Annotated in this window: 18 protein-coding genes, 1 tRNA gene and 2 pseudogenes; 16 read left to right on the top strand and 5 right to left on the bottom strand. The window is 65.0% G+C overall.

The features are described from left to right. The first annotated feature begins 2 nt into the window (after positions 1-2). From ACRCUN_RS00305 to ACRCUN_RS00260, 10 genes and pseudogenes are all read left to right on the top strand, one after another. Complete coding sequence (locus tag ACRCUN_RS00305; RefSeq protein WP_462139671.1) at positions 3-1,595, top strand: MlaD family protein; 1,593 nt, start codon at positions 3-5, stop codon at positions 1,593-1,595. After that, positions 1,592-2,647 carry an MCE family protein gene (locus tag ACRCUN_RS00300; RefSeq protein WP_462139670.1) on the top strand — a complete coding sequence of 352 codons (1,056 nt, stop codon included), beginning with the start codon at positions 1,592-1,594 and terminating at the stop codon, positions 2,645-2,647. The genes ACRCUN_RS00305 and ACRCUN_RS00300 overlap by 4 nt, the downstream gene beginning before the upstream one ends. Next, positions 2,640-3,686, top strand: a complete 1,047-nt coding sequence (locus tag ACRCUN_RS00295) for an MCE family protein (protein ID WP_462139669.1) — start codon at positions 2,640-2,642, stop codon at positions 3,684-3,686. The genes ACRCUN_RS00300 and ACRCUN_RS00295 overlap by 8 nt, the downstream gene beginning before the upstream one ends. After that, positions 3,683-4,801 carry an MCE family protein gene (locus ACRCUN_RS00290; RefSeq protein WP_462139668.1) on the top strand — a complete coding sequence of 373 codons (1,119 nt, stop codon included), beginning with the start codon at positions 3,683-3,685 and terminating at the stop codon, positions 4,799-4,801. Before ACRCUN_RS00295 ends, ACRCUN_RS00290 begins: the two co-directional genes overlap by 4 nt. A 14-nt stretch (positions 4,802-4,815) precedes the next feature. After that, positions 4,816-6,081: an MCE family protein gene (locus ACRCUN_RS00285; RefSeq protein ID WP_462139667.1), complete on the top strand. Its 1,266-nt coding sequence runs from the start codon at positions 4,816-4,818 to the stop codon at positions 6,079-6,081. After that, positions 6,078-7,328: an MlaD family protein gene (locus ACRCUN_RS00280; protein ID WP_462139666.1), complete on the top strand. Its 1,251-nt coding sequence runs from the start codon at positions 6,078-6,080 to the stop codon at positions 7,326-7,328. Before ACRCUN_RS00285 ends, ACRCUN_RS00280 begins: the two co-directional genes overlap by 4 nt. A gap of 8 nt (positions 7,329-7,336) precedes the next feature. Continuing rightward, positions 7,337-8,020, top strand: coding sequence for an Rv1363c family protein (locus tag ACRCUN_RS00275; protein ID WP_462139665.1), 684 nt, complete (start codon positions 7,337-7,339; stop codon positions 8,018-8,020). 2 nt (positions 8,021-8,022) lie between these two features. Continuing rightward, on the top strand, positions 8,023-8,817 hold the full coding sequence (locus ACRCUN_RS00270) for a mannan-binding protein (RefSeq protein WP_462139664.1): 795 nt from the start codon (positions 8,023-8,025) through the stop codon (positions 8,815-8,817). A gap of 157 nt (positions 8,818-8,974) precedes the next feature. Beyond that, positions 8,975-9,307, top strand: coding sequence for a type II toxin-antitoxin system Phd/YefM family antitoxin (locus ACRCUN_RS00265; protein WP_462140125.1), 333 nt, complete (start codon positions 8,975-8,977; stop codon positions 9,305-9,307). Position 9,308: 1 nt separating this feature from the next. Then, positions 9,309-9,569 (top strand): annotated as a pseudogene (locus ACRCUN_RS00260) (hypothetical protein); the annotation flags it as partial. Between the two features lie 105 nt (positions 9,570-9,674). Here ACRCUN_RS00260 and ACRCUN_RS00255 read toward each other — a convergent pair. Then, entirely contained in the window at positions 9,675-10,166 is a 492-nt protein-coding gene (locus tag ACRCUN_RS00255; RefSeq protein ID WP_462139663.1) for a YajQ family cyclic di-GMP-binding protein, read from the bottom strand. A 109-nt stretch (positions 10,167-10,275) separates the two neighbouring features. On the opposite strand from ACRCUN_RS00255, the gene ACRCUN_RS00250 reads away from it, so the two are divergent. From ACRCUN_RS00250 to ACRCUN_RS00235, 4 genes are all read left to right on the top strand, one after another. Then, a tRNA-Tyr gene (locus ACRCUN_RS00250) sits at positions 10,276-10,358 on the top strand. A gap of 112 nt (positions 10,359-10,470) precedes the next feature. Beyond that, positions 10,471-12,687, top strand: coding sequence for a 6-phosphofructokinase (locus tag ACRCUN_RS00245; protein ID WP_462139662.1), 2,217 nt, complete (start codon positions 10,471-10,473; stop codon positions 12,685-12,687). Between the two features lie 69 nt (positions 12,688-12,756). Then, the gene (locus ACRCUN_RS00240) at positions 12,757-15,468 is read left to right on the top strand and encodes a cation-translocating P-type ATPase (protein WP_462140094.1); all 2,712 of its coding nucleotides are present in this window, start codon (positions 12,757-12,759) and stop codon (positions 15,466-15,468) included. 13 nt (positions 15,469-15,481) lie between these two features. Then, on the top strand, positions 15,482-16,780 hold the full coding sequence (locus ACRCUN_RS00235; RefSeq protein WP_462139661.1) for an acyltransferase family protein: 1,299 nt from the start codon (positions 15,482-15,484) through the stop codon (positions 16,778-16,780). Here ACRCUN_RS00235 and ACRCUN_RS00230 read toward each other — a convergent pair. The 3 genes from ACRCUN_RS00230 to ACRCUN_RS00220 form a co-directional block, all read right to left on the bottom strand. Then, entirely contained in the window at positions 16,768-17,862 is a 1,095-nt protein-coding gene (locus tag ACRCUN_RS00230) for an acyltransferase family protein (protein WP_462139660.1), read from the bottom strand. The genes ACRCUN_RS00235 and ACRCUN_RS00230 overlap by 13 nt on opposite strands. Before the next feature lie 71 nt (positions 17,863-17,933). After that, positions 17,934-18,896, bottom strand: a complete 963-nt coding sequence (locus tag ACRCUN_RS00225; RefSeq protein ID WP_462139659.1) for an L-lactate dehydrogenase — start codon at positions 18,894-18,896, stop codon at positions 17,934-17,936. 65 nt (positions 18,897-18,961) lie between these two features. Continuing rightward, complete coding sequence (locus tag ACRCUN_RS00220) at positions 18,962-20,755, bottom strand: SLC13 family permease (protein WP_462139658.1); 1,794 nt, start codon at positions 20,753-20,755, stop codon at positions 18,962-18,964. Between the two features lie 163 nt (positions 20,756-20,918). Here ACRCUN_RS00220 and ACRCUN_RS00215 point away from each other — a divergent pair, with 163 nt between their 5' ends. Further along, on the top strand, positions 20,919-23,261 hold the full coding sequence (locus ACRCUN_RS00215) for a glycoside hydrolase family 65 protein (protein WP_462139657.1): 2,343 nt from the start codon (positions 20,919-20,921) through the stop codon (positions 23,259-23,261). Between the two features lie 31 nt (positions 23,262-23,292). Here ACRCUN_RS00215 and ACRCUN_RS00210 read toward each other — a convergent pair. After that, a pseudogene (locus tag ACRCUN_RS00210) lies at positions 23,293-23,412 on the bottom strand (hypothetical protein); the annotation flags it as partial. Between the two features lie 289 nt (positions 23,413-23,701). On the opposite strand from ACRCUN_RS00210, the gene ACRCUN_RS00205 reads away from it, so the two are divergent. Beyond that, positions 23,702-23,869: a hypothetical protein gene (locus tag ACRCUN_RS00205; RefSeq protein ID WP_462139656.1), complete on the top strand. Its 168-nt coding sequence runs from the start codon at positions 23,702-23,704 to the stop codon at positions 23,867-23,869. Positions 23,870-24,024: the final 155 nt, after the last annotated feature.

Genomic DNA, 24,024 nt, shown 5'->3' with positions numbered 1-24,024 from the left:
CATTGCCGAATTCCATTGAGCTGGACGGTCGCGGACCGTCGGACCGCCAACTGCTGGGCTGCGGCGTCGCGCTGCTGCTGGTGGTGTCGATCGTGACGGCGGCGCTGCTGGTCAAGTCGACCGGTCGGCTCGACCCGTACGTCAGAGTCGTCGCCAACCTCGTCAACGTCGGCGACGGACTGCCCCAGCGGTCCGACGTGAAGTACCACGGCGTGCTGGTCGGCATGGTGCAGGAAGTCACGCCTGCCGCGCACGGCAACCCCAACTACGTGCACATCGACCTCAATCCCGAGTACGCCAAGTCGATTCCGGGCACGGTGACCGCGCGCGTCGTGCCGAGCAATGTGTTCGCGGTGTCGTCGGTCCAGCTGGTCGATCAGGGCCCGGGCCCGGCCATCCAGTCCGGCGCGCATATTCCCGAGGACACCGAGTTGCCGACGGTGTTGTTCCAGACCACCATCAGCAAGCTGCGCGACATCCTGGCTGCGACCGGACGCGGCCGCGAGGACAAGACGGTCGGCATCCTGGCTGCCGTCAACGCCGCCACCGAGGATCGTCGCACCGAATTGTTGGCCAGCGGCGCTCAATTGAACCGGCTCATCGACGAAACCAACGCGATCGTGGCCGCCGAGCCCGGCGGGACGACGGTCTCAGCCCTCATCGACGCCACCCGAGGACTGCAGGCCACCGCGCCCGAACTGCTTGATTCGCTGCAACAGGCGGTCGAGCCGATGCGGGTCCTGGTCGAACAGCGGTCTCAGCTCGACACGCTGATCAGCGGTGGCATGCACACCATGGACACGACCCATACCGCGCTCAACAACCACACCGACCGGCTCGTCAAGATCACGTCCGAGATGACCCCGGTGCTCGGCAACCTGGCGCAGACGTCCCGCCACTGGGTGCCGGCCTTCGTCAAGCTGAATCAGCTGTCCGACAAGTTCTTCAACGAGGTGTGGATGCACGATCGCGACACCGGCAACATGCGGGTGAACCTGTCGTTCACGCCCAGCTACACCTACACCCGGGCCGACTGCCCACAGTACGGCGAGCTCAAGGGGCCGAGCTGCTACACCGCGCCGCTGGTGGGGACGCGACCGGCCATGCCCGAGGTACTGCTCCCGCAGAACTACCAGCCGCCCAAGGATCTCGCGCCGCCGCCGGGCACGGTGCTGGGAGAGAACGGAAACCTCATCGCCGTCGGCCCGCCGCTGATCAACCCGAACCCGAGCCTGGCCGACCCCAATCCGCCACTGCCGCCCGAGATGACGCCGCAGCCACCGGTTCCCGGGTCCGCGAACCCAGCGCTGATCCCGACCCCGCCGCCACCGGTGAACCAGTCCCCGGTCGCGCCCGTCGCGCCCAATCCGTGGAATCCGCCCCCGCCCGGGCCTGCGCCGCCCCCGGGGCCGCCGCTACTTCCCGCCGAGGCCGCACCAGCGTCGTTCGGCGGCAACGTCGGCCCGGTCGGCAGCGTGCAGGAACGCACCCAACTCAGCGTCATCACCGGCCAGCCCGCCACGGCCGCCACCCAGCTCCTGCTCGGCCCCGTGGCGCGGGGCATGACGGTGTCCATTTCTGAGGAGCCCCGATGAGATACCGCGGCGCACTGATCGGACTGTCGTTGTTCATGGTGGTGGCGGTCGCGTTGACGTGGCTGGTCTACGTCACGCTGCGCCGCGACGTGGCAGGCAAGACGGTGCCGTATGCAGCGATGTTCACCGATGTGTTCGGATTGCGTGAGGGCGACGATGTCCGGATGGCGGGTGTGCGAGTTGGCCGGGTGGAAAGCGTGGAACTGGACGGCAATCTGGCCAAGGTGTCGTTCGTCGTGCAAAGCGATCAGCAGGTGCTGGGCACCACCGTCGCCTCGGTCACCTACCAGAACATCGTCGGGCAGCGTTACCTGGGACTGTCGTTGGGCAAGCTCGGCGACCCGGGTCAACTGCCCGCGGGCAGCGTGATTCCCGTCGAGCGCACCGATCCGTCGTTCGATGTCGATACGCTCCTCAACGGTTACGAGCCGCTGTTCAGTGTGCTCGACCCGCACAACGCCGACAATCTGACCAAGGGCGTCATCCAGTCACTGCAGGGCGACGAGGGCTCGATCACCGCCCTTGTCGATCAGACCAGCAGGCTCACCGAGTCGTTTGCCGGGCAGGACGAACAACTGGGCGAGGTGATCACCGACTTGAACGTGGTGACGGCCAACCTCGCTCGCCACAATGACGACCTCGACCACATCATCGGGGAAGCCCAAACGGTGGTGTCCACATTCGACGCGCGCCGCCCGCAATTGGTGGACTCGATGGGCTCGATTGCGAAGGTGGTCCGCCAGCTGTCGACGATCTCCGACGAGGTGTACCCGTCGCTGAACGAACTGGTCATCCGCGAACCGGGGTTCGCCGCGCACATGGTGGGCCTCGAGCCGCAACTGGCGTTCACCGGCGCCAATCTTCCGTTGCTGCTCAAAGGTTTTGCGCGCATCACCAGTGAGGGCACGTACGCCAACGCCTACGCGTGTGACCTGAACATCCAGGGGTTCTTCCCCGGTCTCAACGACGTGGTGCCGATCATCGTCGACGCGGCAACGCCCGGCAACAAGGCCCAGTACACCCCGAAGTGCAGGAACATGGCCAATGGCTGATCAAACGCTGACGCCGCGGCGCAGGCGCCCGCCCTTGGAGAATCGCAACCGCACGTTGCTGGGAATCATTGCGGTAGCAGTGGTTTCGGTGCTCGTGGCGACACTTCTGTTGATCAAGGTCGCCAACATCGGCTATCGCGAGTACACCGCACACTTCCTCCAGGCCGCGGCCCTGCGGCCGGGTAACCCGATCACCGTCGCCGGAATCCCGGTCGGCGAGGTGATGAGCATGAAGCTCGCAGGCGATCACGTCGAAGCCGATCTCAAGGTCCGCAATGACGTGGCGCTGGGCGAGGACTCCCGTGCCTCCATCAAGATCACCACGATCCTGGGATCACGCTACCTGGCGCTGTATCCCGGAGGCGCGGGTTCATTGCCCGACAACACTTTTGACCTCACTCATACCGAGGTGCCCTACGACCTGCAGGAAGCTCTGGCCGACGTCACCAGAACATACGAACAGGTCGACACCGACAAATTCGCCCAGTCGCTGGCCATCCTGGGCGAGCAGTTGAAGACTCTGCCGCCGGTGGTGCCGCAGGCGCTGGAGAACACCCACACGCTGTCGACGATCATTGCGCAGCGCCGTGACCAATTGGGTGAGCTTCTCAAAACCACAGAGCTCATCAGCAATACGCTCCGCCGCCAGCAGTCGACGATCGGAAACCTGGTCAACCAAGGTAATTCGCTTCTCGGGGAGTTCGTCGCACGGCGTGCCACGTTCCACGCGATGATGGACGCGCTCACCAATCTCGTCCAAACGTTGAGCAACATCGTCATCGACGACCGCCCCGAGTTGGAGGAGCTGCTGCGCAATCTGCGTGAGCTGTCCGGCATGCTCGGCCAGCACGACGACCTGCTGCGCAGCATCCTGCAATCCGCCCCCATCGCACTGCGCGGCCTCGCCAATGCCACCGGCACTGGCAACGCCGTCGACTTCAACGCCACCAACGGCCTGCTGATCGACTCGTGGATGTGTGCGATCAGCGGTCGGGCCAAGCAATTCAACATGCTCCAGTACTTCAAGGACTGCAAATGAGAATCGGGAAGTCTCGGTTGGTGGTCCTGGGCATCGCGGCGCTCACCGCGGCTGCGGTCGCCGTCGTGGCGGTGGTGATCTACACCAAGGATCGGCTCAACACCATTTCGGTGACCGCGCAGTTCGACAGCGCGGCAGGGCTTTACGAAGGCAACACCGTTGCGGTGCTCGGGATGCCGGTGGGCAAGGTCACCAAAATCACCCCGAAGGGCAGCTACGTCGAAGTCGACTTCACGGTCGACAAAGACGTCAAGATCCCGGCCGACGCGCAGGCAGTCACCATCTCGAACTCGATTCTGACCGACCGGCAGATCGAGCTGACCCCGCCATATCGCGACGGCGACGTCTTACAGGACCACGCCACCATCGGCTTGCACCGTACCCAGACACCGGTCGAATTCGCGCGGGTGCTCGATGTTCTGGACAAACTGTCGGTCTCACTGCGTGGTGACGGCAAGGGCAATGGCCCGGTGGCCGACGTCGTCAACTCCAGCGCCGCGATCGCGGACGGGAACGGCCAGCGGATGAAGGATGCCCTCGGCGAGTTGTCGAACGCGCTGCGGTTGAGTGCCGACAAGGGCACGGTGACCAGAGACCAGCTCACCACGATCATCCGCAATCTGAGCTCGTTGTCGGAAGCAACCGAACGCAACGACGCGACGATGCGCGACTTCGGTTCGTCGGTGCGCGCGCTCAGCCAGATCCTGGCCGATGAGGATCTGGGCACCGGAACCACCGGCAAGAAGATCAACGACGTGCTGACCCAGACCGGCGAGGTTCTCGACACCCATCGGGATGCGATCAAGGACATCGTTGCCAACGGCGACATCGTTCTGAAGACCGCCGTCGATCACGAACGCGATCTCGCCGAGTTCCTCGACGTCGCGCCGATGACACTCGACAACCTGTACAACGTCGTCGACCAGAAGAACGGCTCGCTGCGGGTCAAAGTGCTGACCGACCGGGTGTTGTTCGACAACCAGTTCATCAAGGAGATCTGCAACGTCATGGGGCTGCGTCAATTGGGCTGCAGCACCGGAACTTTGCAGGACTTCGGGCCGGACTTCGGAATCTCCAACATGCTCGACGGGCTTGCGGCGATGGGGCAGAGGTGATGGGTAGAGATCGGATGCGACGGGCGCCCGTGGCGCTCGCATTGACTGCATGCCTCGTGGTCTCAGGGTGTGCCACCGAAGGTTTGGCGAGCCTGCCGCTGCCCGCACCGGGCGTCGGATCCGGCGGCTACCGGGTGACGGCCGTGTTCTCCAACGCGCTCAACTTGCCCGCCAACGCCAAGGTGAAACTGGCCGGCGCCGACGTCGGGCAGATGGAGTCGATGGTGGCGCGCAACTACACCGCGGTGACCACCCTGCGGATCATGGACGGGGTGCGGTTACCGCAGGGCAGCACCGCCGAATTGCGTTCTGCCACACCGTTGGGCGACGTCTTCGTCGCCATCAAGCCACCGAGTCCAGCAGACCCCGATGCGCCGTTGCTGAAGGACGGCGACACCATCCCGCTGGAATCGACCGCGGCCGCGGCCACTGTCGAATCGGTGCTGAGCTCGGCTGCGATTCTGGTGAACGGGGGTGCGGTGCGCAACTTCACCAACATCATCAACGGTTTGGGCAAGGCGACCGGCGACCAGGGCCAGGCGTTCGGCAACCTGATCCGCAAGACCAACCAGACCCTCGGCACGCTCAACGGCAGATCCGAACAGATCTCGACCGCCATCAGCGAGACCTCGGGGCTGGTCCAGCAGATCGAGGCCAAGAATCAGACGATCAGTGAGGTGATGGCGCAGGCGCGTCCGGCCACCGACACCCTGGCGACCCACACCACTCAGATCGCCGATCTGGTGGAACAGATCGGCGACGTCTCCGACCAACTGCGGAAATTCCCCTCGATCGCGGGTACCGACACGAGTGGCCGCAGCGTCATCGCCGATGCGAACACGGTCGCGGGTGCGTGGAATGACGTCGCGATGACCCCCGACGCCACGCTGTATGCGCTCAACCGGCTGATGCCACCGTTCGTCAAGGGCACGACGAGCAACGCGATCGCGGTGAACGCGAGCATCGATCGATTGATTCTCGGAAGCATCCCGGATATCGGTTTCGCTGGAGACCCGGGCCTGCACGGCCCCAAGTGGCACAACTGGCATCAGCTGGTGGGCGCGTTCCGGTACACACTGTTGCGCCTGCAGGAGAAGGTCGTCGGCAGGGGGCCAGGGGTTCCTCAGGTCCCGGTGATACCGAGCCCGACCGAACCGGGTCAACTCGAGGTCGTACCGCACGCCGGGGGACCGGCTCCGGCGGCTCCGCCACCGCCGGGGCCGGCCGCGGCGCCACCCGCCGAGGCGCCTGCGCCGCTGCCGGCCGAGGCACCGCGATGATCGGCACAGCAGCGGACCGACTCGTCGGCCTTGTCCGGTACGGCCATCGGCGCCGGGCGTGGTTGTCGGCGGCCGGCCTGATCATGGTCCTGGTGGTGGCGACCGGGTATCTGCTGTTCGGTGCGCTGCGGGTGAATCCGTTCGCGTCGCAGTACAAGCTCACCGTCCAACTGCCCGAGTCGGCCGGCCTGCTGCCCAACCAAGACGTGACGCTGCGCGGTGTGCCGATCGGGCGCGTGCAACAACTCGACATCACCCCGTCCGGCGTCAATGCTGTGGTCAACGTCAAATCCACCGTGAAGATCCCGGAGTCCAGCGGGGTCCGCGTTTCCGGTTTGTCGCCGGCCGGCGAGCAGTACATCGACTTCGTTCCGGATTCGGACCGGGGACCATTCCTCGCCGACGGCAGCGTCATCGCCCTCGGCAAGGCCACGGTGCCGGTCAGTCTCGCGGAGCTGCTCGCCAACGCCGACGGGGCGCTGGCCCAAACCGACACGGCCAAGCTCGAACTCATCAGGCGCGAGCTGAGTCTCAGCGACGCCGGTCCCCAGAAGCTCGCGGACATCATCGACGGCGGCACGTTCCTGCTGTCCACGATCGACTCGGTGCTACCGGAGACCAGCAGCCTGCTGCGCAGCAGCCGCTCGGTGTTCACCCTCGTCGCCGACAAGAACGCCGGAATCGACGTCGCGTCAGACAATCTCAGCGAGTCATTTGCGGGCATCAACAGAATGCGTGACGGCTACCGTCGGCTCACCAACCAGGCGCCGGGAACGTTGACGTCGGTCGACAACCTGTTCATCGACAACTCCGACACCATGGTGCAGCTGCTCGGCAACCTGACCACCACCTCGCGGCTGCTCTATCTCCGGGTGCCTGCGCTCAATGCGCTGTTCCCGAACTACCGTACGTCGCTGCTCGATGCGCTCGGCACGACGATGCACGACCACGGGCTGTGGGCGACCGGTGACATCTATCCCCGGTACTCCTGCGATTACGGAACACCGCGCCTCCCACCGTCTTCGGCCGACTACCCCGAACCGTTCATGTACACGTACTGCACCAATGACCATCCCGGGATCCTGGTCCGAGGTGCCAGGAACGCGCCGAGGCCGGCCGGCGACGACACCGCCGGACCGCCTCCTGGCGCCGATCTCGGCAGGCAGACCGATCCGACCCCGAAGGGCCGGTACTCGATTCCCACCCCGTACGGCGGCCCGACGCTGCCCATCGAGCCACCCCGCTGATCTAGGAGATGACGTTGTCTGTGACGACTGACAAAGACACCGACAAAGACGCCGAACTCGACGACAAAGAGGTCGAGGAGGCGACTGGCGACGCCGACGAGGCGTCCGAGGCCACGGACGACAAGGCCGGCACCGAGGACGCCGACACCGAAGCGGACGACGAAAAGGCCGACAGCGCCGAGGAATCCGGCGATGAGCAGTCGACTGATCGTCGGTCACTGCGCAGGGTGGTCATCGGAGCGGTTGCCGCTGTGCTTGTCGCCGCGTTGGCTGCCGCGGGCTACCTCGGCTGGCAGTTGTGGCAGCAACAGCAAGTCGAGCGTGCCGGAGAGGCCGCGCAGCAGGCCGCGGTCGCGTATGCGGCGGTACTCACGAGCATCGACACGGCCAAGGTCGACGAGAACTTCACCCAGGTGCTCGACGGCGCGACGGGCGAGTTCAAGGACATGTACTCGAAGTCCGCAACGGAGCTGCGCCAGTTGCTGATCGACAACAAGGCATCCGCACACGGCGTGGTGCTGGAGTCGGCCGTTCAGTCGGCCAGCAAGGACAAGGCCGTGGTGCTGCTGTTCGTCGACCAGTCGGTGTCGAACACGCACGTGCCCGATCCGCGCATCGACCGCAGCCGGATCAAGATGACGATGGAATATGTCGACGGCCGCTGGCGGGCAAGCAAAGTCGAGTTGCCGTAATCATGCGTCGCGCGATGGTGGGAGCGGTTGCGGTAGCGGTGGCACTCACGACCGCGCCGTCCGCGGCGGCGTCGGCCCCGAGTTTCTGCGACGAGTTGGGCGGCAACTGGGATGGTCAGTTCTGCAGCACGTCGGTGGTGTCGGACCGAAAAGCCGTCCGTAACATCAAGATGGCGCTGCCCGGCGATCTGGTGGACAACCCCGTCATCCGGGAGTATCTGACCAACCTGATGAACAACTGGCGCACCGCCGCGAAAAAGATGGTCCAGGACAGCTTCGGCGAGCAGCACTTCCAGGTGTTCCATCGCGGCGACGCGATGAGCGTCGTCTTCCACGAGATCTACTCGGGTACGTTCGGTACCGACGCGCTCGCACACCCGAACGCGCCCATCCTCAGCGACGCCTACCGCACCTTCACCTTTGCCGGCGGGCGTCAGGTGCAACTGGCCGACCTGTTCAAACCGGGAGTCGACCACCGGGTCGAGATCCCGCGCCTTGGCGCGCCGTTCATCGTCGCCGCCCTTGATGCCGCACCGCCGCCGCACCAGCCCGGCACCTATCCGTTCACGCCGGATCGTTGGACGCCCGACAAGGTGTATTCGGGCGGCTACAAGGCGTGGGCGCTGACCCCTGACGAGCTGATCCTCTACATGCCGGACTACCCGGTCGCGCGTGACAGCCCGATCGATTTCACGCCCGGCCGGATGCAGTGGTCGATGGACGGCGGCACGGTGCAGGCGCACATACCGCTCAGCGCGCTCAGCCCAGTCCTGAGGCCCGAGTTCGGCGGCGCCTGACCGCGTTGTCCGACGTGAATGGCGATTCACATGCTATTCTACGGAGCGTGCGTTGGGGGATGTTGCTCACCGGTTCTCACCAGGTCAACGGTGGTCTATTCGGTGAAATGATCGATAACTTAGTGCGTCCCGATCTGGTGGTTTAGCGAGTATCGACATGGTGTGCACCATCGGCATCGGGCAACTCCGCGGCGATACGCGCAACTACGTCGAACGTGTCGCCGCGGGCGAGACGTTCGAGGTGCTGCGCCGCGGGCGCCCCATCGCTCGATTGCAGGCCGCACACGGCTGCCACGACATACTCATCGCGGTGCCGCTCAACGAACTGCGGACTCGCGCCGCTCGAGTGTTCGACCGGGTCGCGGCGGGGGAGACCATCGCGGTCGAGTATCACGGCCGAACCGTCGCCGCGTTGCGGCCGTGCACCGGCGCGATCCGGGTCAAACCGTCGCGCATACACGCCGCCGCGCGCCAGACGCCGGTGGCCTAGGCGTCGCGTCGCGCATTCGACTCGGCCCCCCGACGAGGTGAAGATCCTGCCCGGAATCGTGCGGTATCTCGCGCCGACCGAGGAAGCGCCCCGCGAGTTGGAGCAACAGTTCACCGATCTCATCGCGCCGGAGCACTCACTGCGCCTGCAGAAGCGTGGCCTGTTCCGCACCGAGTACACCGCGACCACGCTGCGCGGCCATTACGGCCTGGCGCACCGGCCGGGCAGCTATACGCCGGCAGCGGCCGAAACGAGCGCCTGATCTGCTGAGCAGTCGACTAGCGTCGCATCGACTCTGCGCTGAGGGCGCAAAACATCGAGAACACCCCGCCCTCAACGCAGACTCAACGCGGCCGCGCCGCCGGCTCTACCGGTAGTTGACGAACTGCAACGCCACGTCGAGGTCTGATCCCTTCAGCAGCGCGATCACGGCCTGCAGATCGTCACGCTTCTTCGAGCTGACCCGGATCTCCTCGCCCTGAATCTGGGCTTTGACGCCCTTGGGGCCCTCGTCGCGGATGATCTTGGTGATCTTCTTGGCCTGCTCGCTGCTGATGCCCTGCTTGATGGTTCCGGTGACCTTGTAGGTCTTGCCGCTGGCCTGCGGGTCCTCCGCGTCGAACGCCTTCATCGAGATGTCACGACGCACCAACTTCTCCTTGAACACGTCGACCGCGGCCTTGACGCGCTCCTCGGTGCTGGAGGTGAGTTCGATCACCTCGTCGCCCTTCCACGCGATCGTCGTGTCGGTACGGCGGAAGTCGAACCGAGTGGACAGCTCCTTGGCGGCCTGGTTGAGCGCGTTGTCGACCTCCTGGCGGTCGACCTTGCTGACGACATCGAAGCTGGAATCCGCCATTGGATGCCTCTCCTCTCCTCGCTGTGGTGCTGCCGGTTTGTAACTTAGGTACATCCTCGTTGTACCCTGCTATTCGCACCAAACCGGGAACGGGGCGGAGCACCAACCCGGCAGGTTGCCCGAGTGGCCAATGGGAGCGGACTGTAAATCCGTCGGCTTACGCCTACGCAGGTTCGAATCCTGCACCTGCCACGCTGGAAAACCGCGGACCGACAGGTCCGCGGTTTTTTCCGTTTCAGGCCTTTCACAGCGCTGCTGTGAGGTCATCGGCCATGTAAGAGTGGGGAGGAGGGAGGCCGGTGATATGTCTGACGTCCAGTCCGCACCATCGAGTGTCGCTGTCCTGACGAGTGGCGGTGACGCCGCAGGCATGAACGCGGCCGTGCGCGCAGTCATCCGCACCGCCGCACACCACGGAATCGACGTGTATGCGGTCCACGAGGGATACCACGGCCTGGTCACCGGCGGCGACCTGATCCGGCGCATGGACCCGATCGAGGCCGACGGGATTCTGCACCTGGGCGGCACGGTCATTGGTACGGCCCGGTCGAACCAATTCAGAACTCGTGAGGGCCGACGGGCGGCCGCGCGCAACATGGTCGAGCACGGTATCGACGCGCTCGTGGTGATCGGCGGGGACGGCAGTCTCGCCGGGGCCAACCTGTTCCGTGAGGAGTGGTCCGGCCTGCTCGCCGAACTGGTTGACACCGGGGCGATCTCCTCGGATGCAGCGGACGCACACCCTTTCCTACGTCTGGTTGGTCTGGTCGGATCGATCGACAACGACATGTCCGGCACCGACATGACGATCGGCGCCGACACGGCATTGCACCGGATCGTCGATGCGTTGGACGCGCTGCACAGCACCGCGGCAAGCCACCAACGCACGTTCGTGGTGGAGGTGATGGGACGAAACTGCGGCTACCTCGCCCTCATGTCATCGTTGGCCACCGCGGCGAGTTGGGTTCTCATCCCGGAACAACCCCCGGCCGAGGATTGGCAGCAGCAGATGTGCCGGGACGTCAAAGCGGGCCGTGACATCGGCCGTCGGCACAGCGTCGTCGTGCTCGCCGAAGGCGCGCACGACCGCGACGGCAAGCGGATCACCGCTGACGAGGTCAGAACGCTGCTGGAGAACGAGCTGGGCGAGGACACCAGGGTCACCGTCCTCGGACACGTTCAGCGTGGCGGTGCGCCGAGTGCGTTCGACCGTTACTTCGCAACGGTGCTCGGCCACGTCGCGGTCGAACGGCTACTCGCCGACGAGCCGGGAGCACCGGCTCAAATGGTCGGCTTGCGAGGCGACCGGGTGGTCACCTCGCCGCTGATGGAATGCGTGGCGAAAACGCAGCAAGTCGCCGAACGCATCAGAACCCAGGACTACGAGGCAGCGATGGACCTGCGCGGCGGGAACTTCCGGCAGTCCTACGGGATTTTGCAGACCATCCAACAGGCCGCGCCACGAGCCGAGCCGAGCCGGCGACGCTTCCGGATCGCGGTTATGCACGGCGGCGGACCGGCACCGGGAATGAACACCGCGGTGCGTGCCGCGGTCCGACTCGGCCTGGACCGCGGCCACACCGTCCTAGCGGTCAAGAACGGGTTCCGCGGATTGCGCGACGGTGATATCTCGGAAACGGGTTGGATGGATGTCAGCAGCTGGGTGTCGGAGGGTGGTGCCGAGATCGGCACCAACCGCGACGTGCCAGGGGCCACGGCCATCGCCCAGATCGCCGAACAGGTCGCCGCCCACCAGATCGATGCACTGCTGATGGCAGGCGGATGGGCCGGCTACCAGGCGGCGTACGAGCTACACCGGCATCGGCACCAGTACGCCGCGCTCGACATCCCGATCGTATGCATGCCGGTGACCATCAACAACGACGTCCCGGCAACCGAATTGAGCATCGGCAGCGACACCGCGCTCAACAGCATCGTGGCCGACGTCGACAAGATCCGGCGGTCCGCTGTCGCGACGCGACGGGTCTTCGTCGTCGAGGTGATGGGTCACGACTGCGGGTACCTCGCGCTGCTCGGTGGGTTGGCGACCGGAGCCGAACGCATTTACCTGCCCGAGCACGGCATCACGCTGGACGGCCTCACCGCCGATGTCCACGCACTTGCCGACAGTTTCCGGGCAGGGAAGAGAGTCGGCCTGATCATTCGCAGTGAAGGCTCCGACCGCGTCTACACCACCGGATTCATCACCGCGTTGTTCCAGAAGGAAGGCGGGGAGTTGTTCGACGCCAGGGAGGAGGTCCTCGGTCATGTGCAGGAAGGCGGCAACCCATCGCCGTTCGACCGGGTACAGGCGACAATCCTGACCGCTCGTTGCGTGGAATTCCTCTCGGAGCAGCTTGAGTCAGGCAGCCGGGCCGGCGCCATGATCGGATTTCGGTCCGGAGAACTGCAATTCACCGACCTCGACGAATACCCGGCGCTTATCGAAGAAGACGTTCAGCGACCCGTGGAACAACGTTGGATGGAACACCGTAACCTCGCCGTCGTCATGCGTGGCTGAATTCGTTCGCAACAGCCAATAGCAATTGCGCTTGGTCGCGTCGCCGTACAGTATTCGAATATGGCGGAAATGACCGCCTCGGCAGAAGACGCGTTGGGTAGCGCGCTGGCGCATTCCCGCAGTGTCACCGAAGTGCTTGAGGTATTGGGCAGTTCGAGTGACGGTTTGGACACCGACAGCGCGCGTGACCGGCTGGCCACGTACGGCCCGAACAAACTTCCTGAAAAGCGGCCCCGGCCTGCGCTTCTCCGGTTCTTTGCGCACTTCAACAACGTGTTGATCTATATCCTGATCGCCGCCGGTGTGCTCAAGGCCATTCTCAACGAATGGGTGGATTGCGCCGTGATCATTTCCGTCGCGGTGATCAATGCGGCGGTGGGCTTTCTCCAGGAAGGACGGGCGCAGCGCGCGCTCGACAGTATCCGGGGAATGCTGTCGGTGAGCGCGCAGGTGCGCCGTGACGGTCACTGGCGACAGGTGGATGCGCAGACATTGGTACCGGGCGATGTCGTGCGCATCGCGTCGGGCGACCGGGTTCCGGCCGACATGCGCCTGCTGGAAATCGCCAACCTGCGTGTGGAGGAGTCGGCCCTGACGGGCGAGTCCCTGCCTGCCAAGAAAGACGTCGCGCAGGTCGGGCCGGACGCCGGTCTAGGAGACCGCATGTCGATGGTCTACTCGGGCACCATCGTGGCGGCGGGTTCCGGTACCGGCGTGGTGACGGCAACCGGCACGAGCACTGAGATCGGCCGCATCCAGTCGCTGATTGCCGAAGTGGAAACCATCGACACACCGCTGACGCGCAAACTGGCTCGCTTCGGCCGTCAACTGTCGGTGGGCATATTGGGTATGGCCGCGTTGATGCTGGTGATCGGCAAACTGCTGCATCAATTCTCAGTGAACGAACTGATAACGGCGGCAATAGGTTTCGCTGTGGCGGCAATACCCGAGGGATTGCCCGCCGTCGTCACCATCACCCTCGCCCTCGGCGTGCAGCAGATGGCGCGCCGCAGGGCGATCACCCGTAAGCTGCCCGCCGTCGAGGCGCTCGGTGCCGTCAGCGTCATCTGCTCGGACAAGACCGGCACGTTGACCCAGAACGAGATGACCGCTCGGACCGTGGTCACCGCGCGCCACCAGTTCGACGTCACCGGCACCGGCTACCGGCCGGAAGGTGGCATCGCGCTCGACGGCATGCCGATCACGCCCGCCGACCACCCCGACCTCGCGGCACTGCTGACGACGATGGCAGTGTGCAACGACGCACGGCTGCATGAAGCCGACGGGCAATGGCGGGTGGTCGGTGAGCCGACCGAGGGTGCGCTGCGCGCGCTGGCGATGAAGGGCGGCATCGACGACACGCACTGGCCCCGGCTAGGCGTCGTGCCGTTCGAGTCCGCCAACAAATTCATGGTGACGCTCAACGACACCCCCGGCGGTGAGCGCTATCTCTACGTCAAGGGTGCACCGGATCGGCTGCTCGACCGCTCTTCCACGCAGGCCGGTGGGGCCTGTTCAGAGCCGCTTGACCGGGCGGTCTGGGACGCGCGGATCGACGAATTGAGCGGACAGGGGCTGCGCGTACTCGCGGCCGCACGGCGATCCGCGATCGGCGCGCAGAGGGTCGACATCGACGACATCGACGACGAGCTGGAATTCCTCGGCATCGTCGGCATAGTCGACCCGCCCAGGCCCGAAGCCATCACGGCCATCGAGTCGTGCCAGCAGGCCGGAATCCAGGTCACGATGATCACCGGCGACCACGCCGGAACCGCGCGGGCCATCGCGCGCGAGATGGGCATCGTCAAAGCCGGCGACCATCCGCGCGTGGTCACGGGAGCCGAGCTGGAGGAGATGAGCCAGACCCGGCTGCGCCAGGTGGCCGACGACGTCGACGTCTACGCCCGCACCAGCCCCGAGCACAAGCTGCGCATCGTCAGCGCCCTGCAGGCGCAGGGCAAGGTGGTCGCCATGACCGGTGACGGGGTCAACGACGCGCCGGCGCTGACCCGGGCCGACATCGGCGTCGCGATGGGCATCAAGGGCACCGAGGCCACCAAGGAGGCCGCCGGAATCGTCCTGGCCGACGACAACTTCGCGACCATCGAGCGGGCGGTCGAAGAAGGCAGGCGCATCTACGACAACATCCGCAAGTCCGTGCTGTTCATGCTGCCCACCAACGGCGCTCAATCGCTGATCATCCTCGTCGCGATCCTGCTCGGGTTCGCGTTGCCCCTGCAACCAGTGCAGATCCTGTGGGTCAACATGGTCACCTCGGTCACGCTGTCGTTGGCGTTGGTCTTCGAGAAAGCCGAAGAGGGCCTCATGCAGCGCCCACCGCGCACCCCCAGCCAGGCGTTGGTGAACCGCGCTGACGTCGCCATGATCAGCCTGGTGTCGGTCTTGGTGGCCGGCGCCACCCTCGCCGAGTTCTTCGTGGCCCGTGCCGGCGAGTATCCGCTGGCGGTGGCGCAGACCGCCGCCGTCAACATGCTGGCCCTCGGTCAGCTGGCCTACCTGCTGAACTGCCGGTTCGTCACCTCATCGAGCTTGCGGCCCAAGGTGTTTCGCGGAAATCCGTGGGTGTGGCGGATGGCCGGCGCGATGATCGTGCTGCAACTCCTCTTCACCTACGCGCCATTCATGCACACGTGGTTCCACTCGGCGCCCATCACGATTCGCGGGTGGTCGGTCGCGATCGGATTGTCCATCGCGGTCTTCTTGATCATCGAGACGGCCAAGTGGGTGGGCCGCCGATTCATGCCAGCGGCGCTGCGGTAGGTAGGGGGGACACATGGCGGACCGCAACCTGTCAGTGGACTTCTATCGGGTGTCGGCGATAGGCCTTGTCGTCGTGGGACATTGGCTCGCGGCGTCCGCCACCTACCAGGACGGCGAATTCGGCATGCAGAACGTGCTGGAGGAGATGCCGTGGACCCAGTGGTTGACATTGGCTTTTCAGGTGATCCCGGCGTTCTTCTTGATGGCCGGATACGCGAGTGCAGTGTCGTGGACGCGACAGCAGGAAGCCGGCGCCGCGCCGGTGCAGAACTGGCTGCGCTATCGGCTGTCCCGGACGCTGGGGCCGACCGGGGCGTACGTGGCGATAGTGCTCGGCGTGGTGGTGGTACTGCTCGTCGTTGGGGTGGACCGGGCGAAGTTGTCGTTCGGCGGCTGGGCGGTCGCCTATCACCTGTGGTTCCTGGTCACCTTCGTGCTGTTGATCATGGCGACACCGGTGGCTGTGGCCGCGGACAGGCGGTGGGGGCTCGCCGTGCCCGCCGCGCTTGCCGTGACCGTGGGCCTGATCGATGTGGCCTACATCGGCGGCGACGTGCCCTATATCGGCTACGTGAATTACGTGCTGGCGTGGGGAGCGGTGTATCAGCTCGGAATTGCTTGGCGTAGCGGCAGATTGCCTGCGCACCGGCCTATGTTGCTGGCGGCGGTGGCAGCTGTCGTGCTGGCGGTGCTCCTCGCGTGGGGGCCGTACCCGGTCAGCATGATCGGGGTGCCGGGTGAGGACCTGCAGAACACCGCCCCGCCGTCGCTTGCGCTGGTCGCATTCGGTGCGGCTCAGGCCGGGCTGCTGATGGCAGCGGCACCCGTCGTCAATCGCGCACTTGACGCCGCGCGCCTGCAGCGCCCGCTGGCGGTCGCCAACAGTGCCGTGATGGGGCTGTATCTCTGGCATATGGTGCCGGTCGTCATCGTGGCGTTGATCGGCTATCCCACGGGCTTGCTGCCCCAGCCGCCGATGGGCTCGGGTGACTGGTGGCTCGTTCGACTCATCTGGGTCGCGGCGATATCGGTGGTGATGGTTGCGCTGATGGTGTTGCTGCGGTGCCTGAGAACATGGATTGCCGCACCGCTGCCGTCGTTCACCGTGCCTGCTCCCGGAGGGTCGGGGCTCGCAGCGCTGATTCTCGGGGCGTTGGTCACTGCGGCCGCAACACTGATGTTCACCATCGGCGGCTTCGCCCCCGACGGGCATTTCCCGTTGACCGCAACGTTGCTGTTCGTTGCGGGCGCGGTCCTCGTCGCGCTGACCCCGCGCGTTGAATCGCGCGCGAGTGAGCATCAAGGCGGCTGACGCAAACCGCGGAAGGCAAGGCGCGCACCGGCCAAGACCGCCAAGATGGCCGCGAGCACCAGGCCGGGGCCCACGATCCACACCGGCCTGCTGAGCCACCAGGCCGCCGTCGGCTCGCTGGACAATGTGAATCCGGCCCGCTCGTACAGCCACAAAAACACCACGAGTGCGGTCATGTGCCAGGTGAACACGGGCATGGTCACGCCGTTCGCAGCCACCACCGCACGCCACGGACCGCGTTGCTGCAGCCAGGCGTCGAGCCGGGGCCGGGCCAGCATCACCAGCCCGAGCTGGAACGTGGCCAGCGCCGCGATCGGGGCGGTGGTCGGGAACATGTTGCTGGTGTCCTCGCCCTGCACCGCGACCATCGAGCGCGAGTACGGCCCGAACGTCGTCAAGACGACCAGTCCGGCGAACCCCGCCGCAGCCACCGCGGCGCCCATCGCCCGCCCGCCCGCGGGCAGCGTGCCGTCCCGCCAGAAATAGCCCAGCTGGTGGCAGAACAACCACACACACGCCGAACCGACCAGCCCCGGAACCGGCCCACCCCAACCGGGCCCAAGCCGAAGCACGTCAGCGGTGAGGACCACCGCGGCCAACAGTGCCGGCACCCGCCAGCCCCAGGCCCGATGTAGGCGGGCCGTGATTGGCACGGCGGCGACGACCGCGGCGTAGACGCCGATGAACCACAGCGGGACAAACACCACGATGCCCCAATCGAGCACTCCGCGGCGGCCGGTGGCCTGCACGATCAGGTCGACGACCAGCCAGACCGCGAGGAAGGGCACCAGCGGTGTCAGCAGCCGGCGCATTCGCACGCCGACGAATCTCGCCGCACCTCCTCCATCGCGCCTGACGGCCTCCCAGCCCGCGAGGTTGGCGTAGCCGCCGACGATGAAGAACACGGGCATCACCTGCAATACCCACGTCAGGGCCCATTTGCCCGGTACGTAGCCGATGGGATTGGGCATCACGAGGGAGTAGTCGCCGTCCCAGTGGGTGATCGACAGCGACCAGTGCCACAGGACAACGACACAGATGCTCGCTGCGCGCAGGAGGTCGACCACCCGATCGCGGCTCACGGGTGTCGTATCGACCAGCGCGTCCAGGTTTGGCAGAGCGCTTCGTCGTTTGCCGATGCCTCTCCTCCTGACTACAGGCCCAATGAATTCTGCGCCTGTTTCAGGGTCGCCGCGGACGCCTGCAGGCTCAGCAGTTCGTTCACCGACAGCGGCACTTCGAGCACGCGCCCGGCCCCTGCGGCCGTCACCACGGTCGGCAATGACAGGCACACATCGTCGATCTCGTACGGGCCGCGCTGCACCGTTGACACTGGCAACACGCGGTGCTGGTCTCCCAGAACCGCCTCGACGATGCGAGCGGTCGACAATCCGATGGCCAGGCTGGTCGCGCCCTTGCCCGCGATCACCTCGTAGGCGGCGTTGACGACGCCCGCCGAGATCTCGTTGCGGGTGTCCTGGTCGAACACCACGGCACCGTCGATGCGGAAACTATCGGCAGGTACCCCGCCGATCGACACGCTCGACCACAGTGAGATCTGAGAGTCGCCGTGCTCGCCGATGATGAAACCATGCACGTTGGCGACGGCAAGGTCGGCGCGCTCGGCGATGAGGTACCGAAACCTGCTGGAATCCAACACAGTTCCGGAACCGAAGATCCGCCCGTCTTCGATGCCAACCGCGGTGACCGCCGCGTAGGTGACGACGTCGACCGGATTGGTGACGAAAACGATGACCGCGCCGGGCGACTGCTCGAGCAACTGTGGCGTCAACGATTGGGCCATCGCCACATTGGTGGTTGCCAAGTCCAAACGGGTTTGGCCCTCGTCCTGTTTGGCTCCGGCGGTGACGATGACGATCGCAGAGCCCGCAGTCACCGCGATGTCATCGGAACCGATGACCGGACAGTGGGGTACGAATTGGCTGCCATGGTTGAGGTCGAGCAGTTCGGCGCGGACTTTCTTGGCGTTGATGTCATAGAGAGCCAGCGATCCCGCGGACCCGCGGATCAGGCAGGCGTAGGCGATTGCCGTCCCGACGCTGCCCATCCCGACGATGCTGACTTTGTTCAGTGACTCCCTCGTTGCCCCCGTCATACCTCCATAGTCGACCCTGCAGCGCCGCAGGGGAGGAATCGGGCCAAAAAGCCGCAGAAAACCTGCTATCGAAGCGGCCAGAACACCGGGATCACGAGCATGGCGACCGCGAACCAGACGACCATGGTGACGATGCCGAGCCTCCAATAGTCGCCGAAGCGGTAGCCGCCGGGATTCATCACAATCATGTTCGCCGGTGTGGCAATCGGAGTCAGTAGCGAGGCCGCCCCCGCCAGCGCCACCAGCATCAACGTCGACTGCACCGAGATGCCGCTTTCGGTTGCGGCCGCCACCGCGATCGGTATCACCACCAGCACCGTGGCAACGTTGGAGATGAACTGCCCGAGCACTGCGGTGATGATGAACAGCACGCCGAGTAACAGATACGGGCTTCGGTCTCGGACCAGATCGACTATCGGCGCGGCGATCTCGTCTGCTGCCCCGCTCGTGGTGATCGCCGTCGACAACGGGATCAGCGCACCGATGAGAATGATGGTCTGCCACGGTATCGCGCGATACACCTGCTGCGTCCGCACGACTCGCAAGGCCACCATCGCGAGCGCGGCCAGCAACGCGGCCACCGCAGGCGGCATCAGGCCCGATACCAGTAAACCGACCATGACTGTGAGTACAGCTAGCGCCCGGGACGCCGACCGGTCCAGCGCAACCGTCTGGCGCCGAACGTCTTCGGTCGAATCGACGATGAGTATGCCGGAGGCACTCAATCGGTCGATCGCGGACCAACGGCCATGGACCAGGACCGTGTCGCCTTGCGCAAGCTCGATGACACGCGTGCCCACATCGGAATTCATCCGGTGCACCGAGACCACGGTTAACCCGTCCCAGTCGAATCCGGGAAACACTCTCTCGCCCAACCAGTCCGACCTCGGCGGAATCACCAGCTCGGCAAGTCCGCTTTCGCGGTCGATCAGTTTGCCGTCCCAGCGGCTCGCCACATTCTGGACCGAAAACCCCGTGGTGTCCGCGAACGCGGCCACGGCGGGCGCATCGCCCTCGACCACGAGGACGTCGCCGGGCTCCAGCCGGTGCCTGCCGTCAGCTGTTTTGCCGTTGCTGGTTTGGACAGCCACCACGGTCGGCCCGCCGTTGCGGACAACGTCGTGCGCCGACGCACCGGCGGCTGTCGAGCCCTCATCGACGGTCAGCCGGAACAGGCGGCGGTTCAGACCCCAATGCTCGACAATGCGCGGCAGATAGTCGCCGAAGTCGGTCGGCAGTGTCGTCGACTCCCGCTCGGGCAGAAGACGCCGCCCGAACAGCACCGCCACCGCGATCGTCACCAGTACCAGGGGAACACCGACGAGAGCGAACTCGAAGTAACCGAAACCGGATTCACCATTGTCACGCGAGGCGTCGTAGACCAGGACATTGACCGGACTGCCGCCGAGGGTGAGCAGCGCGCCCGCACTGCAACCGAACGCCAACGGAATCAATACCTTTGACGGCGATAGTCGAGCATGCCGAGCCACCGCGACGGTGACCGGGACCAGCGCCGCGGCCGCCCCATTCACCGTGATGACGGCGCTGATCACGGCACCGAGTCCCAGCACGGTGACCAACACCCGGGGATAAGTCCGTCCTGACAATCGCGCCAGCATCTGGCTGACCCACGCGGTCACCCCCGACGCCTCCAGACCTTCGCTGACCACGAAGAGCGACGCGATGAACACGATCACCGCGTCACCGAACCCGCTGAACAGTGTCCGTGTGTCGACCAGACCGGTGAAATACAGCAACAACGCGACGCCGATCGCCACCACCTCGACCGGGAGCCGATTCCAGATGAACAACACGACGGCAAGCCCGACGATCATCAGGCTCAAAGTTGCATCGGACATTGCGGTTCCCGGCCCCCGGTGACCTTGGTTGCGATCAGTTCGGCGTGCTGTGGCCGATTATCCCGGCGGTTCTGCGAACCCGCCGGATATTTCTCGAGTCGCCAGGCAGGTATCAACCACAGAACGGGCCATTCGGCAGCCCTCATTTGGCGATAATGGCGCCATGACGGACCATCCGGAATTTCAGATCGCCCCTTGGGAACTGAGGTGGTGCGGGTTTGATCTTGACGCGTTGCCGGACATCGAATCGATATTCGCCCTTTCGAACGGTCACGTCGGTTTGCGTGGCAACCTCGACGAGGGCGAGCCGGTCGGAACACCGGGTACGTACTTGAACGGTGTGTACGAACATCACGAATTGCCCTATGCCGAGGGCGGATATGGCTATCCGGAGGACGGTCAGACCATCGTCAATGTGACCGACGGCAAGACGATTCAACTGTTCGTCCAGGATGCGCCGATGGACATGCGCTATGGCAGGGTGATCGAACACGAACATGTCTTGGATTTCCGCACGGGAACACTGCGTCGCAACACGGTGTGGGCGTCGCAGACCGGACGGTGTGTGCGAATTCGATCCGAACGCTTTGTCTCGTTCACCCAACGTGCCGTTGCCGCAATCCGCTACGAGGTCGAACCGCTTGACTCCGGGTTGGACTTGGTGGTGCAGTCAGACCTGTTGGCCAATGAGGAGGTGGCCGCTCCTGGCAGCGATCCCCGGCTCGCGGCGGCACTGGATCATCCACTCGTCGCGGATTTCGCTGTGGCGAAGGAGAATTCCGCAGTGCTGGTCCACCAGACGAGAAACTCCGGCCTGCGGGTCGCGGCGGGCATGGATCACCAGATCGAGGACGGGTCGGGGACTGTCTGTGACATTCACGCCGAGCACGACTTGGCGCGGTTGACGATCGCCGCCGATCTCGCCAAGGGCGAGGTGCTGAGGCTGACGAAGTTCATCGCGTATGGATGGTCGAGCAGACGCTCGACGCCTGCGCTACGGGCACAGGTGGACGCCGCACTGGCACAGGCAAAGCAGTCCGGCTGGGACAGTCTGCTGGCCCGGCAACGCGACTACCTTGACGCGTTCTGGTCGCACGCCGACATTGAGATCGAAGGTGATCCCGAACTTCAACAGGCGATCCGTTTCGCACTCTTCCAGGTGCTTCAGGCCGGTGCCCGTGGCGAGAGTCGACCCATTTCGGCCAAGGGCCTGACCGGAACCGGGTACGGTGGCCACGCATTCTGGGACACCGAGATCTTCGTCTTGCCCGTGCTGACCCACACCATGCCGGAGGCCGCGGCCGCCGCCCTGCGGTGGCGGCATTCCACCTTGTCGAGAGCCAAGCGGCGGGCTCATGAACTCGGCCATGACGGGGCGATGTTCGCGTGGCGGACGATCAACGGTGACGAATGCTCTGGCTACTGGCCGGCTGGGACGGCGGCGGTTCATGTTTCGGCCGACATTGCTTATGCCACAGCGCAATACATCGCGATGACGGGCGATGAGCAATTCGAGGACGAATGTGGCCTGGAGCTGTTGGTGGAAACCGCTCGCCTGTGGGTCAGCCTCGGTCATCACGATTCGACCGGCAGTTTCCGTATCGACGGTGTCACCGGCCCCGACGAATACACCGCGCTCGTCGACAACAATCTGTTCACCAACTTGATGGCGCAGACCAATTTGACCGAGGCCGCCGACGCATGCGAGCGGCGTCCGGAGGTGGCTCACCGGCTCGGCGTGACGGCCGAAGAGGCCGCTAGGTGGCGCGCCGCAGCTTCGCGCATGGTGGTGCCGTACAACCCCGACTTGAGAGTGCATGAGCAGTCGGAGAGCTTTACCCGGCTGGCCCACTGGGACTTCGCCGCGATGACGCCCGCCGACTACCCACTGCTGTTGAACTACCCGTACTTCGAGCTGTATCGCACGCAGGTCGTCAAACAGGCCGACCTGACGCTGGCCATGCACCTGCGAGGTGACGCGTTCACCGCGGACGAGAAATCCCGCAATTTCGCCTACTACGAGGCGTTGACGGTCCGAGACTCATCGCTGTCTGCTTGCACGCAAGGCGTGCTGGCCGCCGAAGTCGGCCACCTGAAACTCGCCTACGACTATCTGGCCGAGACGGCCTTCATCGATCTGCACAACCTGCATGACAATGTGTCGAGCGGTCTACACATCGCCGCGCTGGCGGGCACCTGGACGGTCTGCGTTGCCGGTTTCGGCGGAATGCGGCATCGGGGAAGCGAACTGGCCTTCGCGCCGGCGCTTCCGGATGCGCTGAGCCGGCTGAAATTCAGGATCCTGTGGCGCGACAGTTGTCTGGAGGTGGACGTGACCGCTGATGAGACCACGTATCGCCACGAAGCGGGCGATCCGATACCGATCACCCATCACGGCCGATCGGTGACGCTCGACAGGGATCCCGTTACGTTGCCGAACCCGAGACCGGCTCCGGTGGGCAAGATCGAGTTCCCTGAGCACCGCGCGCCCTACCGCAGAGCCTGAGTTCTGCCCGCAGCGGTCAACGCAATCGCGGTCAGTGCGATTTCGCGCCGAGAATGCGCCAGCCGGTGTGGTGGCCGATGAAGTCACGGGCGGTGAACAACACGCCCACGATCACGACTGCGAGCACGAGCGCGACGAGCACCCAGCTGACACCGCATGGAAACCGTTCGTGAAGTCGAACACCAGGGCGGTGATCACGACGATACAAAGCAGAAGAACTGGACATCCACGGGCAATTAGTATGACTTTTAATACTACGAAAACCTAATTAACCCTGTGCGTTCTTCGTCACGTCGTGGTCCGCCCACGTCGCGCAGGCGCCTCGGGACCTCGGCGCAGTGCGCGTCGTCCGCCGCCGCCGTCGACGCCGGCATGCTCGATTCCGCGATGTGCGGCCCGGCAACGCCAATTCCCATACAGTCCACGGCCATCCGTCCGGCATGTCGCAGGACGTCGAAGACGCCATGAATAGTGTTGTGCTGCATGGCATCCGACTGCTCGTCGAAACCATGCCGCTCGACGGTGCGTTCGAGGGCTATCGGCGCATGATGGCCAATCGGGCGCGGTTTGGCGTGGTGTTGACGGTCGACCAGGGCGTAAACGGTTAGCAAAGGCCAGGCATGTCTGGTGTTACCCGGTGTCGTGTTGGAATGTGACCCACCGGCGACTCTGGCGAATGGCGCGCTCAGTCCTCAAACGCGTTGCAATATTGAGGGTTTTCTTTGGATATTGTGAAAACTCTATGCCTACACTTTCTCAAGGC

The sequence above is a fragment of the Mycobacterium venezuelense genome (assembly GCF_054919535.1).
This window is presented reverse-complemented; position numbering and strand designations above follow the sequence as displayed.

Bases quoted from the DNA above. Each gene is read 5' to 3' on its own strand.
- ACRCUN_RS00300 (WP_462139670.1), top strand. From the start codon at position 1,592: ATGAGATACCGCGGCGCACTGATCGGACTGTCGTTGTTCATGGTGGTG.
- ACRCUN_RS00295 (WP_462139669.1), top strand. From the start codon at position 2,640: ATGGCTGATCAAACGCTGACGCCGCGGCGCAGGCGCCCGCCCTTGGAG.
- ACRCUN_RS00290 (WP_462139668.1), top strand. From the start codon at position 3,683: ATGAGAATCGGGAAGTCTCGGTTGGTGGTCCTGGGCATCGCGGCGCTC.
- ACRCUN_RS00285 (WP_462139667.1), top strand. From the start codon at position 4,816: ATGCGACGGGCGCCCGTGGCGCTCGCATTGACTGCATGCCTCGTGGTC.
- ACRCUN_RS00280 (WP_462139666.1), top strand. From the start codon at position 6,078: ATGATCGGCACAGCAGCGGACCGACTCGTCGGCCTTGTCCGGTACGGC.
- ACRCUN_RS00275 (WP_462139665.1), top strand. From the start codon at position 7,337: ATGACGTTGTCTGTGACGACTGACAAAGACACCGACAAAGACGCCGAA.
- ACRCUN_RS00270 (WP_462139664.1), top strand. From the start codon at position 8,023: ATGCGTCGCGCGATGGTGGGAGCGGTTGCGGTAGCGGTGGCACTCACG.
- ACRCUN_RS00265 (WP_462140125.1), top strand. From the start codon at position 8,975: ATGGTGTGCACCATCGGCATCGGGCAACTCCGCGGCGATACGCGCAAC.
- ACRCUN_RS00255 (WP_462139663.1), bottom strand. From the start codon at position 10,166: ATGGCGGATTCCAGCTTCGATGTCGTCAGCAAGGTCGACCGCCAGGAG.
- ACRCUN_RS00245 (WP_462139662.1), top strand. From the start codon at position 10,471: ATGTCTGACGTCCAGTCCGCACCATCGAGTGTCGCTGTCCTGACGAGT.
- ACRCUN_RS00240 (WP_462140094.1), top strand. From the start codon at position 12,757: ATGACCGCCTCGGCAGAAGACGCGTTGGGTAGCGCGCTGGCGCATTCC.
- ACRCUN_RS00235 (WP_462139661.1), top strand. From the start codon at position 15,482: ATGGCGGACCGCAACCTGTCAGTGGACTTCTATCGGGTGTCGGCGATA.
- ACRCUN_RS00225 (WP_462139659.1), bottom strand. From the start codon at position 18,896: ATGACGGGGGCAACGAGGGAGTCACTGAACAAAGTCAGCATCGTCGGG.
- ACRCUN_RS00220 (WP_462139658.1), bottom strand. From the start codon at position 20,755: ATGTCCGATGCAACTTTGAGCCTGATGATCGTCGGGCTTGCCGTCGTG.
- ACRCUN_RS00215 (WP_462139657.1), top strand. From the start codon at position 20,919: ATGACGGACCATCCGGAATTTCAGATCGCCCCTTGGGAACTGAGGTGG.
- ACRCUN_RS00205 (WP_462139656.1), top strand. From the start codon at position 23,702: ATGTCGCAGGACGTCGAAGACGCCATGAATAGTGTTGTGCTGCATGGC.